Annotated in this window: 15 protein-coding genes; 3 read left to right on the top strand and 12 right to left on the bottom strand. The window is 34.0% G+C overall.

Annotated elements, in window-relative coordinates; translation table 11 throughout:
- Positions 1–5 precede the first annotated feature (5 nt).
- Positions 6–1,583, top strand: a complete 1,578-nt coding sequence (locus tag DR871_RS14985) for a SusD/RagB family nutrient-binding outer membrane lipoprotein (protein WP_113666968.1) — start codon at positions 6–8, stop codon at positions 1,581–1,583.
- A gap of 90 nt (positions 1,584–1,673) precedes the next feature.
- Positions 1,674–2,408 (top strand): 23S rRNA (guanosine(2251)-2'-O)-methyltransferase RlmB, encoded by a 735-nt coding sequence (gene rlmB / locus DR871_RS14980; RefSeq protein ID WP_113666967.1) that lies wholly within the window; start codon positions 1,674–1,676, stop codon positions 2,406–2,408.
- A 62-nt stretch (positions 2,409–2,470) separates the two neighbouring features.
- On the opposite strand, the gene DR871_RS14975 is transcribed toward rlmB, so the two are convergent.
- A complete protein-coding gene (locus DR871_RS14975) occupies positions 2,471–3,259 on the bottom strand; it encodes a rhomboid family intramembrane serine protease (protein WP_113666966.1) in 789 nt (262 codons plus the stop codon).
- A gap of 269 nt (positions 3,260–3,528) precedes the next feature.
- On the opposite strand from DR871_RS14975, the gene DR871_RS14970 reads away from it, so the two are divergent.
- Positions 3,529–4,806, top strand: a complete 1,278-nt coding sequence (locus tag DR871_RS14970; RefSeq protein ID WP_113666965.1) for a replication-associated recombination protein A — start codon at positions 3,529–3,531, stop codon at positions 4,804–4,806.
- Positions 4,807–4,878: 72 nt separating this feature from the next.
- On the opposite strand, the gene DR871_RS14965 is transcribed toward DR871_RS14970, so the two are convergent.
- The 11 genes from DR871_RS14965 to DR871_RS14915 all read right to left on the bottom strand — a co-directional run bounded on the left by DR871_RS14965 (position 4,879) and on the right by DR871_RS14915 (position 14,596).
- On the bottom strand, positions 4,879–5,643 hold the full coding sequence (locus DR871_RS14965) for a hypothetical protein (RefSeq protein WP_113666964.1): 765 nt from the start codon (positions 5,641–5,643) through the stop codon (positions 4,879–4,881).
- Between the two features lie 2 nt (positions 5,644–5,645).
- Positions 5,646–6,335 carry a YjjG family noncanonical pyrimidine nucleotidase gene (locus DR871_RS14960; protein ID WP_113666963.1) on the bottom strand — a complete coding sequence of 230 codons (690 nt, stop codon included), beginning with the start codon at positions 6,333–6,335 and terminating at the stop codon, positions 5,646–5,648.
- 9 nt (positions 6,336–6,344) lie between these two features.
- Complete coding sequence (radC, locus tag DR871_RS14955) at positions 6,345–7,040, bottom strand: RadC family protein (RefSeq protein WP_113666962.1); 696 nt, start codon at positions 7,038–7,040, stop codon at positions 6,345–6,347.
- A 12-nt stretch (positions 7,041–7,052) separates the two neighbouring features.
- The gene (locus DR871_RS14950) at positions 7,053–7,511 is read right to left on the bottom strand and encodes a GNAT family N-acetyltransferase (RefSeq protein ID WP_113666961.1); all 459 of its coding nucleotides are present in this window, start codon (positions 7,509–7,511) and stop codon (positions 7,053–7,055) included.
- A 7-nt stretch (positions 7,512–7,518) separates the two neighbouring features.
- Positions 7,519–8,874, bottom strand: coding sequence for a UDP-N-acetylmuramate--L-alanine ligase (locus tag DR871_RS14945; RefSeq protein WP_113666960.1), 1,356 nt, complete (start codon positions 8,872–8,874; stop codon positions 7,519–7,521).
- A gap of 43 nt (positions 8,875–8,917) precedes the next feature.
- Positions 8,918–9,577 (bottom strand): tetratricopeptide repeat protein, encoded by a 660-nt coding sequence (locus DR871_RS14940; RefSeq protein WP_242497131.1) that lies wholly within the window; start codon positions 9,575–9,577, stop codon positions 8,918–8,920.
- A 165-nt stretch (positions 9,578–9,742) separates the two neighbouring features.
- On the bottom strand, positions 9,743–10,744 hold the full coding sequence (gene obgE, locus DR871_RS14935) for a GTPase ObgE (protein WP_113666958.1): 1,002 nt from the start codon (positions 10,742–10,744) through the stop codon (positions 9,743–9,745).
- A gap of 65 nt (positions 10,745–10,809) precedes the next feature.
- The gene (locus DR871_RS14930; RefSeq protein ID WP_113666957.1) at positions 10,810–12,084 is read right to left on the bottom strand and encodes a hemolysin family protein; all 1,275 of its coding nucleotides are present in this window, start codon (positions 12,082–12,084) and stop codon (positions 10,810–10,812) included.
- Between the two features lie 161 nt (positions 12,085–12,245).
- Complete coding sequence (locus DR871_RS14925) at positions 12,246–12,818, bottom strand: adenylate kinase (RefSeq protein WP_113666956.1); 573 nt, start codon at positions 12,816–12,818, stop codon at positions 12,246–12,248.
- A gap of 12 nt (positions 12,819–12,830) precedes the next feature.
- Positions 12,831–13,361: a hypoxanthine phosphoribosyltransferase gene (hpt, locus tag DR871_RS14920; protein ID WP_113667043.1), complete on the bottom strand. Its 531-nt coding sequence runs from the start codon at positions 13,359–13,361 to the stop codon at positions 12,831–12,833.
- Positions 13,362–13,765: 404 nt separating this feature from the next.
- Complete coding sequence (locus DR871_RS14915) at positions 13,766–14,596, bottom strand: hypothetical protein (RefSeq protein WP_113666955.1); 831 nt, start codon at positions 14,594–14,596, stop codon at positions 13,766–13,768.
- Positions 14,597–14,675: the final 79 nt, after the last annotated feature.

Raw genomic sequence — 14,675 nt, 5'->3', positions numbered from 1 at the left:
TCAAGATGAAAAAATTATTAATATCACTATTATCAATTGTAGCAATACTTACAACTACTGTAAGTTGTAGCGATCAATTAGAGGACATCAATGAAAACCCAAATGCTCCAGCAGTTCCTAGTATTCCGGCATACGCATTCTACAATAATGCAGTAGTATTTGTCATGGATCAATCAAGAGGAAGTTTTTCTTCTGGAAGAATGGCACTACCTTGGGTACAATATTCTGCTCAAAGAAATTATACTGAAGAAGATAGATTTCAATTTAGAGAAGTTACAAATCAAGCTTTGTACACGAACTACTATTTAGCAGCACAGGATTTTAAAACTGTAATTGATTTGAACACGGATCCTATCACAAAAATAGCGAATTCGCCTTATGGAAATAGCAATAACCAAATTGCAGCTGCAAGGGTAATGCTAGCCTACACTTTCTTACAATTAGTAGATGCTTATGGTGATGTTCCTTATTATTCGTATGGAAACAAGGATGCTGACTTTCAAGCTTTGCAATTGTTAGAAGGAATAGATAAACCAAAATTCGCTTCTCAAGTAAAGATTTACGCGGATCTTATGAAAGAGTTGAAAGAAGCAGCTGCAATGGTTGTAACTAGCGAATCTAATGTTTTCACTAAAGGCGACCAACTTTTTAAAACACCTGCAAAACTTAAAAAATTCGCTAATTCGTTAAGGTTGCGTATTGCGAATAGAGTTAAAGGTAAAGTTCCCGGAGCTGAATTACATATTACAGAAGCCATTGCTGCTGGTGTTATGACATCTAACGCTGACAATGTTGGTGTTAAATATGAAGCAACTGATATTAATCCAAGTCCATTTTATGAAGATTTCTGGATTTCTAACAGAACTGATTTTGCAATTTCAAATACACTTGTTGACTTATTAAAAGGAAATTTAGGAACATTTGGAGTTGACCCAAGATTGCAAAAATACGCAGCACCAATAACAGCTACTAAAGCTCAGGTTAAGGCAAAAACTTACGTCGAAACTGATGATTTAACTAAGTATGTGGGTATGCCTTATGGTATTACTAGTGCTCAGGCTGCTGGCCAAAGAGTTGGTACTTCTTTTTGGAGTTCAAATGTTTTAAAACAAGATTATACTGAAATCTTAATGGAATATTCTGAAGTAGAATTCTTATTAGCTGAAAACAATGCATGGAACAACACCAATTATCAAAAAGGAGTAAGAGCTTCGATGGAGCGTTGGGGTGTTTCTACAGTAAAGATCACAGCTTATTTAGCTACTTTAGCTCCAGCTAATCAAGCAAATGTAATCACACAAAAGTATATTGCATTATTCATGCAACCATATGAAGCATTTGCTGAGTACAGAAGAACTGGATATCCAAATACACTTCTTCAACCAGGAGGAACTTACAATTTAAACAATCCGATTTCTGGAGTAACTACTTATACTTTCATAGCTTTAAACAACTTAACAGCTATGCCTGCTAGATTTACTTACCCAGTTAACTTACAACAGTTAAATGGTGATAATGTTACTGCTGCAGCTACTGCTATTGGAGGTGATAAATTAAACACTAAATTAATTTGGGCTAAATAATTAGATTTTAAACCAAATTTTCATACTAAAGCCATCCCTTTCATTTGGGGTGGCTTTTTTTTATAAAAACATTATCCCTATATTTGCACCATGGAAAAAGAACATCAAATATTTGGGATTAGAGCGATCATTGAAGCTATACAAGCAGGCGCAACTGTAGACAAAGTCTATATTCAAAAGGAAGCTAACAGCGAACTAATGAAAGACTTAATGAAAGTAATGAAGCGTGGAAATATCAACTTTTCCTATGTTCCTATTGAAAAGTTAAATAGATTGACACCTAACAACCATCAAGGTGCAGTAGCTACTATCTCTCCTATTTCCTTTTTTGACTTAGAATCTTTAATAGAATCAGTAATTGAAAATGGTAAAAAACCTTTATTTTTAATTCTGGATCAAATATCTGATGCCCGTAATTTTGGTGCTATCATCAGAACTGCAGAATGTACCGGAGTAAATGGTATTATTGTTCAAAAAGCAGGATCTGCACCTGTTAATGGCGACACTGTAAAAACATCTGCTGGAGCAGTTTTCAACATTCCAATTTGTAAAGTAGAACACATTAAAGATGCTATATTTCTTTTGCAAGCCAGTGGTATTAAAACCGTGGCTGCGACAGAGAAAACAGATCAAAATATTTATGACATTTCTCTAAACGAGCCTGTTGCTATCATTATGGGATCGGAAGACAGAGGTGTCAACCCATCAGTTCTTAAGATTGTTGATGAGAAAGCAAAACTTCCAATGTTTGGAACTATTGGTTCATTGAACGTATCAGTGGCTTGTGGTGCTTTTTTATATGAAGCGGTAAGACAACGATCTTAGATTATTAGACTTCTTAAATTTTTAGAATATTAAAAAGTCTAAACTCTTTAATGAAAAATGAATCAAGACTCAGGTTTTGATTCATTTTTTTTATTTGTGACAATCTCATAATCTACAAGAAAATTGGAAGTATAATATGGCAAAAATTCCTGCTGCACTTCAGTTTCTTCTATTTCTGGTAGGTTCACAAAATTTCCATTAGCATCGAAACGCTGCATAAATTTATCTTCAAAGGGATCAAAATCCGGAAGCTCCCAATCATATTTAATTACCTTTTTATACTCTGGAGTTTTATAAACCAACGAAAGAAAAAATCCAGTGAGTAATCCTCCCAAATGACCTTCCCAAGAAATAGATTTATTCCCAGTTATCTCAGGGCTTGGAAAAACATACCAAACCAAACCACCATAAATGACTATTACCGCAAGCGACAAGGCAACCAAGCGATTGTATCTAGTTTGTATTCCTTTAAAGAAAACAAAACTAAAGAGAACATAAATTAATCCACTTGCCCCTATGTGATAATTCTCTCTGCCAATAACCCAAGTAATACACCCCGAAACTAAAATACCGTATCCAATAACTCTTTTCGATTGCTCCGCATAAAAAAATTGTAGAGCCGCCAATAAAATTAGTAACGGAATCGAATTGTTATAAAGGTGTTCCATATCAGCATGAATGAATGGACTAAACAAAACCCCTTGTAAACCTGCAAAAGTTCTAGGATAAATACCGTTTTGAACAAAATCAAAATCAAATCGGATTTCGAGCCAAAAAACAAACCAAAGAAATACCACAAAAAAAAGAGGTAATCCTATAACTGAATTGGTAAATTTAAAATCCTTTTCCATTAATTATTTAAAGTTTTAATCTCTTGTTATAATTCAAAAACTTATCCAAAAGTAATTTAATGCTATTTTGTCATATTTAAACTGAAAACCATTTTTTAATGCGCTCCCTAGCCCAGATGATCCCAAAGTCTCGGGAGGCATCCTTTTATATCTCGTTTTTTAACGAGATAAAAAGATATAGTATATCCCGAAGCTTCGGGAGAAATAGCTCCAAAAAAAAAAAACAGAAACTAAAACAAGTTCAGTTTGAAATATAGTAATTTTACAAAATGGAAGCACCACTTGCAGAACGTATACGGCCACAAAAACTTGAAGAATATATTAGTCAGGCTCATTTAGTTGGACCTAATGGATCTTTGACACAACAAATTGCGAAAGGAATAATACCTTCATTAATTTTTTGGGGACCACCCGGAACAGGGAAAACAACATTGGCGCAAATTATCGCACAAGAATCAAAACGACCATTCTATATCTTAAGTGCTATCAATTCAGGTGTAAAAGATATTCGAGAAGTTATTGAAAAAGCGAAGCAAAGCGGCGGTTTGTTTACCGCCAAAAACCCTATTTTGTTCATTGACGAGATTCATCGTTTCAGTAAATCACAACAAGACTCCCTCTTGGCTGCAGTCGAAAAAGGATGGATTACACTGATAGGCGCCACTACAGAAAATCCAAGTTTTGAGGTTATCCCAGCATTACTTTCCCGTTGTCAAGTTTATGTTTTAAACGCTTTTACAAAAAAAGATTTAGAGTCTCTGCTTGAACGAGCGATGAAAACAGATACTTATTTGTCTACAAAAAATATTATTTTAGGAGAAACCGAAGCCTTGTTAAGACTTTCCGGCGGAGATGGACGCAAACTATTAAATATTTTTGAACTTGTGGTAAATGCGTCTAATGAAGACGAAATTTTTATTACAAATGATCTGGTGTTCTCATTAGTCCAACAAAACACTGTTTTGTATGACAAAACCGGCGAACAACATTATGACATTGTTTCTGCTTTTATAAAATCTATTCGGGGAAGTGATCCAAATGGCGCTGTCTATTGGCTCGCTCGAATGATTGAAGGTGGTGAAGATGTAAAATTTATTGCACGAAGAATGCTAATACTTAGCAGTGAGGATGTAGGAAATGCTAATCCAACTGCCTTTATTATGGCTAATAATACTTTTCAAGCTGTTACTACAATTGGATATCCTGAGAGTAGAATTATATTGAGTCAATGCGCTGTTTATTTAGCTACTTCCGCAAAAAGTAACGCCTCTTACCTAGCTATTGGAACTGCCCAACAACTTGTAAAACAAACTGGAGACTTACCCGTGCCCATTCATTTGCGCAATGCACCCACAAAATTAATGAAAGAATTAGGTTATGGTGAAGAATACAAATATGCCCATGATTATACCAATAATTTTGCTGAACAAGAGTTTTTACCACAAGCTTTAAGCAAAACCCCAATCTATGTACCTGGAAACAATTCCAGAGAAAACAGTATCCGAGAATTTCTTAAAAACCGCTGGAAAGATAAATACGGCTATTAAATTTCATAAAAAAAGTCTTGATTTCTCAAGACTTTTTTTATGAAACTATTTTCAGCAACAGATTTTTGAAGACTAAAACTTAACAACTACTTTTTCAGACATTAAGTTATCGTTTTGATAATATTCAAAATACCACTGATTTTCTTTAAGCAACAAAACACCTTGCAAGCCATTCTTAACCGCAATATAACAAGATGGATTAGTAGTTTTAAACACTTTCATAACCACTTTTGGCGCGCTGTCAATTAATTGAAAACCCGAAGCAGTTGGCTGTGCATACAACAAATTAGAATCCGCAACAACAGTATTGACAACAACAGGCTCACTTAGAACATTCTTAGCGGTAGTAACAGTTGCTGGCATTGGCTTAACAACTTCTGATTGTATTTCAGACTGAACCTTTGTAGTTGTACTACCATTATATTTATATTTCAACGCAAAAAGAGACTGAAAAGCTTCATTCAACGCCTCGGTATAAGCAACTTGATATTCCTTTTCTTTACTTTTTCCAATAGGGGATTGAAAGATAATTTTACCATAACAATCTTTGAGCGTTAAAAATAATTTAGTTATCAAAAAGCCATTCTCTTTTAACACATCAATATAAAGCAAACTACATCGATCACTAAAATCATTTGGAATAGCCTCATTACTATAAAATGCTTCAAAACCAGCTTTATTCAAATTAAATTTAGTCAAGGTGTTCAACCGATATTGGTTCTCACCTTTAAGGAAATCATATTTTAAAGGAACTACAACAGCCTTATAATCGTTTACAGATTGAGCATAAGAGTAGCTGACGAAGAAGATTAGCAAAAACAGGAAGGATTTTTTCATCTTTATAAATATTTTTTAAGTTCTAATAAATGATTAATTTGTATGATATGATCTTCAACAAGCATTTTACTTTCATTAAAAAAAATAGCGTCTAATCCAGCATCAAGAGCTCCTTGAACATCAGCATCTAAGCTGTCGCCAATCATAATACTATTTCCTTTTATGGCTTTTGCCAAATCTAAAGCGTAATCAAAAATAATAGGGTTTGGTTTTTTTACTCCAGCCATTTCTGAATTAGTTATGGTCTGAAAATAAGAACCTATTTTTGAATTATTTAGTTTTTTAAATTGAACATCCGCAAAACCATTGGTTATAATATGCAAATTATATTTAGGCTTAAGATAATCCAAAAGTTCGATTGCTCCATCAAAAAGATGATTATTCTCTGGCAAAAATTTAATATAATCATTTGCAATTCCATCAATTTCCTCATCCGAAACTGAGTAATTTATTGCATCAAAAGAATACTTGAGTCTATTGTAACGCAATTCTTCATGAGTAATTTTATCATATTGATATAATTTCCAACATTCTTGATTTATTGGAACATATTTCTCAATAAAATCTTTAGTTATTATTGATGGATGATTTCTATTGAAAATCGTCTCAAAAGTCAACTCTGAATTTTTATCAAAATCCCAAAGTGTATGATCTAAATCAAAAAAAACATCCTTTATATGTGTTTGTTTCATTTTATATTTTTAAAATATTCCTTCATCTGCAAAGCTGAAATAACTGGCTTCAGTTACAATGAGATGATCCAATACTTTTATTTCTAAACTATCGCCAGCTAATTTCAATTTCTTCGTAATATGTTTATCTGCATCACTCGGAATCAACGTCCCCGAAGGATGATTGTGACACAATATCAAAGCAGTAGCTCCCATCTCGAGTGCTGTTTTAAAAACTATTCGCACATCAACTAATGTTCCCGTGATTCCGCCCTTACTCAACTGGGATTTTGCAATCACTTTATTCGAATTATTCATGTAAATAATCCAAAATTCCTCGTGTGGCAATTCCCCAATAATAGGTTGCATGATTTCGAAAATAATTTTACTCGACGTTATTTTCTTCAATTCCACTGCATCCTCTCCTCTTCGGCGTCTTCCTAATTCTAAGGCTGCAATAATCGAAATTGCTTTTGCCTCCCCTATTCCTTTAAATTGCATGAGCTGCGATAACGCTAATTTCCCTAAGGCGTTCAAATTATTGTCAACACTAGCTAAAATTCGTTTGCTTAAATCCACAGCTGATTCGCTCCTGCTTCCTGAACCAATCAAAATGGCAATTAATTCCGCATCACTCAAAACACTTTTGCCCTTAAGCATCAATTTTTCACGTGGTTTATCATCTTCGGACCAATTCGTTATAGGGAAAAAGGAATTTTCAGCCATTCATTTTGTTGTTTAAATTTGTTTCCGCATGCAAATACTATTTTCTAAACCTACATAAGGCTCGTAATTATCAACTATGGTATATCCCGTTTTTTGATATAAAGCAATCGCTTCTTTTTGTTTGTATAACGTTTCCAAAACAGAAAAAGAATATCCTAAATCATGTGCCCAACCTTCTAATTCAAGTAAAATAGTTTGTGCCAAACCCATTCCTCGAACTTCGGGTGAAACAAACATACGTTTTATTTCTATTGCATTTTTATCGTATTTTTTGAAACAACCACAAGCGACAGGTTTTTCATGCAAGTAAACAACAATAACATTTGGATTTAATTCCAAAATATTATTACCCCAATAATTTGTTTTCAATTCAGGATAACGCTCCCACAAACTCTTATCTAATGCGGCAATCAGATTAACAAAATCCGGGTTTTCACTCGTAGTTTTAGAAATTCTTACAGTGTCATTCATATCACTTTTATTTTACTAATTCCTTTACTTCGTCAAAGTTTAATCCACCGTAATTACCGGAACTCATTAATAACAAAGCAGAATTTTCAAGATTCAGGTTAAATAAGTAATCTTTGAAATCTATTGGATTGGTATAAATAATCAAATCTTTTCTATTAAAAGCATTTGCTATTTGGTCGTAAGTCACTTCTTCCAGCTGTTTGATTTTTACCGCATCGGGTGAATAAAAAACAACTGCTTTATCAGCATATTCCAGTGCGCCTTCGTATTCTTTTAGGAATTCAGCATTCAAACTGCTGTACGTATGCAATTCTAAACACGCCACTAAAGTTCGATTAGGATATTGTTGTTTCACCGCTTTCGTAGTTGCAGCCACTTTGCTTGGTGAATGCGCAAAATCTTTATAGGCAACTTTTGTTTTGCTTTCTGCGATTTTTTCCAATCGTTTTGAAGCACCTTTAAAACTAGCAATGGCTTCATAAAAATCAGCTTCATCAACACCCATGTTTTGGCAAATCCATTTGGCTCCAGCCAAATTATTAAGGTTATGCGCTCCGAAAACTTCAATTGGCATGTCGCCTTCCGGAGTTTCGAGCAGTGTCACGCCATCACTTACAGAATATTTTGGGGTATGATACGCTAATTTTCGAATTGGGTTTGTTGCGGCTTCTGAAACACGTTTTACTTCAGCATTATCTTCATTGTAAACGAGAATCCCACCGTTTGTAATTTTGCCAATAAAAATTTCAAACTGTTCAACGTAATTCTCATACGTAGGAAAAACATTAATATGGTCCCAAGCAATTCCTGAAATTAGAGCAATATTTGGTTGGTACAAATGAAATTTAGGTCGGCGATCAATTGGCGAAGACAAGTATTCATCTCCTTCCAAAACGATAAAATCATTCTCCTCCGTAAGATGAACCATCGTATCAAAACCTTCCAGTTGTGCGCCAACCATGTAATCTACAGCAATGTCATGATAGTGCATTACATGTAAAATCATTGAAGTTATCGTTGTTTTTCCATGAGAACCGCCTATAACAACACGTGTTTTATTTTTGGATTGTTCGTAAAGAAATTCCGGATAAGAGTATATTTTCAGTCCTAATTCCTGAGCTTTTAATAATTCAGGATTATCCGCTTTTGCATGCATTCCAAGAATAACTGCTTCAATCTCTCGAGTTATTTTTTCAGGAAACCAACCTAATTCTGGAGGCAAAATTCCCTTTTTATCTAATCTTGATTTTGAAGGTTCAAAAATCGCATCGTCACTTCCCGTAACTTGATATCCTTTGTTATGAAGTGCTAAGGCCAGATTGTGCATAGCGCTTCCGCCGATAGCTATAAAATGTGTACGCATTCTAATTTTGGTTTATAGATTTTGGATTCAGGAGCAATTATAATCAATCCTGATTTTTTTTATTATACGTTTCTAGTATTATTTTTGCCTTTTCAGGATCACGCATTTTGTTCTTGTACAAGCTGGCTAACTTTTGGTAACTTGTTTTGGAACCTCCTACAAGAATAGCTTTTTTATATTGTTGTTCTGCAGCTGCATATCTTTTAAAATATTCGTCAATATGACCTCTTGACAAATAACCATCAACTAGTGACAGACGCAATAATTCATTGGAATATTTTATAGCTTTAGATTCGCTTCCGCCAACAATTCCGGGTAATTGAATGTATATTTCTATCAAAGCCCATCGTGATTCAATGTGTTTTGGGTTCAAACTAATCGCTTTTTCAAAAGAAGCTTTCACTTCATCTATCATTCCAAGCGCCTTGAATTTATTTGATTCTTTGGCTTTCATCCCTAAAGCTCCGCCATATTTATAATGATAATTAGCCTCTGAAGGTTTTAGTTGCTTGAGTTTCTTATAATATCCAATCGCTTTATCCCAAGATTTACCGTGACCTGCAATATCTCCCAAATACTCAATCGTTTTTAAATCCGATGGATTGGATCTTAAAACAGAATCAAAAACCAACTCGGCTTGATCCATTTTATTCGCCCTATATAGTTTTTCTGCTTTATCAAAATCAGATTGACCCCATATCATAATTGGTAGAAATACAAATAAATAAAAAATATGTTTCATTCTTCAAAAATAGCGAAATTTATAATTGTAACTCTCCAAGTATGTGAAAGGTTTAACTATTTTTTACAAAAAAACCGTCTCGCATTGTATACGAGACGGTTTAAATTATGTAAATAAAATCAAGAATTAGTCATTCAACATTTTCCATAATTTATCTTTCAACTCTGTTAAACCTTGTTGAGCTACAGAAGAAATAAACATATAAGGAACATCCTTAAAAGCTACATCTAGTTCGGTTTTCAATTCTGCTTTTAACTCATCATCAAGCATATCACATTTTGAAATCACCAACAAACGTTCTTTGTCCAGCATTTCAGGATTGTATTTCGTCAATTCGTTTACCAAAATATCGTATTCCGCTTTGATATCCGGAGTATCAACTGGAACTAAAAATAATAAAGTCGAATTACGTTCAATGTGACGCAAGAAATAATGTCCAAGACCTTTCCCTTCGGCAGCACCTTCAATAATTCCAGGAATATCAGCAATTACAAAAGATTGAAAATCTCTGTAAGCTACAATTCCAAGATTTGGTTTTAAAGTTGTAAACGGATAATCAGCAATTTTTGGTTTGGCAGATGTTAAAACCGATAATAGTGTTGATTTTCCTGCGTTAGGAAAACCTACCAAACCTACATCAGCCAATACTTTTAATTCTAGAATTACATCCTTTTCTGCTCCAGGCAATCCCGGTTGAGAATATCTTGGCGTTTGATTCGTTGAGCTTCTAAAATGCCAATTACCTAAACCACCTTTTCCACCGCGAGAAAGAATTTGTTTTTCACCATCATCGGTAATTTCAAATAATATTTCTCCTGTTTCTTTGTCTTTTACAACGGTTCCTAATGGCACTTCGATGAATTTATCATCACCATCAGCACCTGTACTTCTGTCACCACTACCATCACCGCCATTTCCTGCTTTGATATGTCTGGCGAATTTCAAGTGAAATAATGTCCAAAGACCTTTATTCCCAACTAAATATACATGTCCTCCACGACCTCCATCACCACCATCAGGTCCACCTTTTTCAATAAATTTTTCTCTGTGCAAGTGCGTAGATCCTTTTCCACCTTTACCGGATGAAACATATATTTTAACATAATCTACAAAATTCCCTTCTGTCATTTTTTTTAATTTCAGATTTCAACTTTCAGCTTGAATACTTTCAAACTTCCAACGTACATCTATTTTTATAATTTAATCGCCTTCACCATCACTTTATCAATCTTCACGCCATCCATATCGATAACTTCTAGCTCAAATTTTTGCCAGACTAATTTCTCCCCTTGTTTTGGAATATGAGAGAGTTCAGTCATTATTAATCCGCTTACTGTTGTTACTTCATAATCATTGATTAATTCATCTAATTCAAAGTAGGTCAAGAAATCATGTAATGAATAATGTCCGTCAACCAGCCATGTTCCATCTTCTCTTTCTATCAACTGAAAATCATCTTTATAAAAATCAGAAGCATCACCTACCAGAGCTTCAAGAATATCATTCAGTGTAATAACTCCCTGAAAAACACCATATTCATCCGATACAAAAGCGTAATGTATCCCTGACTTTTTAAAATTCTCTAAAGCGATATAAGCCGTAGTTTGCTCCATCATGAAAGGAGCTTCAGTCATTATTGAAGATAAATTGAAATTTTCATTTTCAAAATGAGCAAAAATATTTTTCAGGTTTACAACCCCAACGATATCATCATAATTTTCACCGTAAACCGGATAAATAGAATGTAATTCTTTGAGCATAAACTCCCTAACTTGTTCTTTATCAGAATGCAAAGGTAAAAAAACCACTGACTTCCTGTGTGTCATCAATGAATTTATTTTTCTGTCTCCAATGTGGAAAACGCGCTCTACAATATCTTGTTCTATTTCCTGAACTTCACCGCCTTCAGTTCCTTCTTTGATAATTGCCTTTATTTCCTCTTCGGTTACTTTCCCGTCAGCGGTTGGTTTTATCTGTAAAACATCCAGTAAAAAATCAGTAGAATGTGTTAACAACCAAATAAATGGCGCAGTAACTATTGAAACTATTTTCATCGGAAGAGCCACTGCTTTTGCGATTGCTTCAGGATGGTTTAGTCCAATTCTTTTTGGTAATAATTCCCCTAAAACAAGAGAGAAAAAAGTCAAAGTAACAACTACTAAACCTACAGCAACAGGATGCGCGTAAGGTACCAAAGTTTCAAATCCTTTTATAAAAGTTTCAACATCTTTTGTTATTTTGTCTCCACTATAAATACCGGTAAGAATTCCTATCAAGGTAATTCCTATTTGCACGGTTGATAAAAACTTATTGGGCGAATTTGCCAAATCCAAAGCAATTTTGGCACTTTTATTTCCTTTTTTCGCTGCGGTTTCTAGTCTATTTTTTCGTGCTGAAATCAATGCAATTTCCGACATCGAGAAAACCCCATTTAGCAGTATCAGAAAAAATATTATTACTATTTCCAATTTCTTAATTGATTCGTTTATATCTTAAAATGTGATTTCTAATTCTTTGAAATCGGTTTTTTGTATGCGTAATAGTATAGCCCAGATGGTGGTGAAAAGCCCGGAGGTAAAAAAAAATGTTGTTTTTGTCGAGGATTTGTAACGTACAGCTGGAATTGCTCCTATAAATTATCAATCACGTTACTTACTCTTTCTGTAATTTCTGCAATGGAACCAATTCCATTTACGGAATGAAACTTTCCTTGCTCCTCGTAATAATTCATCAAAGGCGCAGTTTTCTCATTGTATTCTTGGTAGCGATTTCTGATTTTTTCTTCATCTTGATCATCAATTCTACCACTTGTTTTTCCTCTTTCTAATAATCGTTGCACTAAAATCTCATCATCGGCTTCAAGCGCAATTGTTGCAGCAACATTTGAACCAATTGAAGTAAGAAATGCATCTAAAGCTTCGGCTTGCGAGATTGTTCTTGGATATCCGTCAAACAAAATTCCGTTTGTATCCGGATGTTTATTTACCTCATCAATCAGCATTTTTGTAGTCAATTCATCCGGCACTAAATCGCCGGCATCCATATATACTCTTGCTTGTTTGCCAAGGTCTGTATCGTTTTTTAGATTAAAACGAAATACATCACCTGTGGAAATATGCGTTAATTTGTATTTTTCTTTCAAAAATTCTGCTTGAGTTCCTTTACCAGCTCCTGGTTTTCCAAATAAAACAATGTTAGTCATGTTGTTGTGTAGTTATTCTTTTAGTTTATATACTTCGGGTAAATTTCTCCCTAATCCATTGTAGTCTAATCCATAACCAACGATAAATTTATTTGGAATTCTAATTCCAATATAATCTATTTTGATATCTTTTGTATACGCTTCCGGTTTGAAAAAAAGTGTTGCAATTTTAAAATGTTTTACATTTTGTTGCTTGAATAACTGTTTTAATTCCACCAAAGTATTTCCAGTATCAACAATATCTTCAATTATAACGACAGTGCGTCCCGTTAAATCCTGGTTCAATCCTATTAATTGTTTCACTTCATTTGTTGAAGAAATCCCTTCGTAAGAAGCCATTTTGATAAAAGACACTTCGCACGGTTTTTTGTAAAGCTTCATAAAATCAGAAACTACCATAAAAGCACCGTTCAAAACACCAACAAATACTGGAGTTTCATCCGCAAAATCGTCTTCGATCTGAGCTACCATTTTTGTTAAGGCAAATTCTATTTCTTTGGCAGAAATAAACGGAACAAATTGTTTATCGTGAAGTTGTATCATTATTTTCGTATTTAAAATAATGCGCAAAGATACAGAATTCGGATTTGTGAATTGACAAATGGACATTAATTTCTGTTATTAAGTGAAATCTACAAAAAACAACTCAAAAATGAATTACAACAAATCTTGTACTATAAATTCCGAAAAAATAAAATAGCATTTTCAACATTAAAGGATTTAGAGGTAATTCATAAATATTCGACCTACTGTTTTACTTTCTCTTTATTGTCGACTTGAATCATAAGAGAAACAAAAAAAGGCCGCCTTTATAAAAAAGAAAGCCTTTGATTATTTTTAAATTAAAATACTTTTGAAATCAGAGCAAAAAACCCTTCGTTCATTTGTGTTTTTTTTTACTGCTTGGTCTACTATAGCATCTAAATCTTAAACCATAACGAAATTTATTAAAAATTCAATCCTACTGTTAATCCGAATGCAACCGGTTTGATAGTCGCGTCTTTGTCGGTACTATACAAGCCGTTTGCTTTTCTGTCAGTACTTGATGTTGGATTATAGCTTAAATAAGACTCGTTTTGTTTTTGATCAAGGATTGTTCCATAACCGCTGTCAAGAAACATAGCGGCATACAAAGCGTTCTTTTCTCCAGTTTTAAAAGTAAACCCTAGCTCAAACGTACTCATCAAAATACCTTTTGTGTTGTACTCGCCTGATGCAGCGTAATTGGTTTGATTCCCAAAACCATATTCTGGCAAATTATCAATGTATAAATTAACATCCGGGTAGTAAGCAATCCCATTTACAGATGACGCTGAACACTCAATTTTGTAATTTACAGGTAAGAAGTATTTAACACCAGCCCTAAAATTGAAATCAATTCCTTTGTTAATATTCTTTTTATACTGCACAAAAAGCGGAATCTGAATAGCCTGCAAGGTTTGAGATTCTTTATAATTTCCTGTAGTCACACTATAAGAAAATGCCGAGCCAGTTTGATCAACCTCAAAATTAGTCAGCGTTGCTGAGGGTTGTTCTAAAAACACCTTTTGCTTATATTGGGCAAACTCAACTCCAGACCCGATACCTATGTGATCCGTCAATGAGTATATGTAACCTGCCTTTAATGCTCCGCCAATATCAGTGGCTGACCTCACCCCTTTTACATCACTTTGAATATTCCCTATTCCTGTTTGTACGCCTACATAAAACTGCGCTTTAATTCCTTGAGAGAATAAAATTAGTGCAAATCCTACTATATATTTAACATCAAATTTCATATTTATTTGTTTTTATTGCATTTGAGTAATCCATCCTCGTCTCTAATAAACGAGGATTTCATACTCTTAATAATTTGAT

Origin of the sequence: Flavobacterium petrolei (assembly GCF_003314435.2) — a bacterium.
Lineage (GTDB): Bacteria > Bacteroidota > Bacteroidia > Flavobacteriales > Flavobacteriaceae > Flavobacterium > Flavobacterium petrolei.
The sequence above is the reverse complement of the archived record's forward strand: the minus strand, read 5'-3'. Positions and strand labels throughout refer to the sequence as shown.

Bases quoted from the DNA above. Each gene is read 5' to 3' on its own strand.
- DR871_RS14985 (WP_113666968.1), top strand. From the start codon at position 6: ATGAAAAAATTATTAATATCACTATTATCAATTGTAGCAATACTTACA.
- rlmB (WP_113666967.1), top strand. From the start codon at position 1,674: ATGGAAAAAGAACATCAAATATTTGGGATTAGAGCGATCATTGAAGCT.
- DR871_RS14975 (WP_113666966.1), bottom strand. From the start codon at position 3,259: ATGGAAAAGGATTTTAAATTTACCAATTCAGTTATAGGATTACCTCTT.
- DR871_RS14970 (WP_113666965.1), top strand. From the start codon at position 3,529: ATGGAAGCACCACTTGCAGAACGTATACGGCCACAAAAACTTGAAGAA.
- DR871_RS14965 (WP_113666964.1), bottom strand. From the start codon at position 5,643: ATGAAAAAATCCTTCCTGTTTTTGCTAATCTTCTTCGTCAGCTACTCT.
- DR871_RS14960 (WP_113666963.1), bottom strand. From the start codon at position 6,335: ATGAAACAAACACATATAAAGGATGTTTTTTTTGATTTAGATCATACA.
- radC (WP_113666962.1), bottom strand. From the start codon at position 7,040: ATGGCTGAAAATTCCTTTTTCCCTATAACGAATTGGTCCGAAGATGAT.
- DR871_RS14950 (WP_113666961.1), bottom strand. From the start codon at position 7,511: ATGAATGACACTGTAAGAATTTCTAAAACTACGAGTGAAAACCCGGAT.
- DR871_RS14945 (WP_113666960.1), bottom strand. From the start codon at position 8,874: ATGCGTACACATTTTATAGCTATCGGCGGAAGCGCTATGCACAATCTG.
- DR871_RS14940 (WP_242497131.1), bottom strand. From the start codon at position 9,577: ATGATATGGGGTCAATCTGATTTTGATAAAGCAGAAAAACTATATAGG.
- obgE (WP_113666958.1), bottom strand. From the start codon at position 10,744: ATGACAGAAGGGAATTTTGTAGATTATGTTAAAATATATGTTTCATCC.
- DR871_RS14925 (WP_113666956.1), bottom strand. From the start codon at position 12,818: ATGACTAACATTGTTTTATTTGGAAAACCAGGAGCTGGTAAAGGAACT.
- hpt (WP_113667043.1), bottom strand. From the start codon at position 13,361: ATGATACAACTTCACGATAAACAATTTGTTCCGTTTATTTCTGCCAAA.
- DR871_RS14915 (WP_113666955.1), bottom strand. From the start codon at position 14,596: ATGAAATTTGATGTTAAATATATAGTAGGATTTGCACTAATTTTATTC.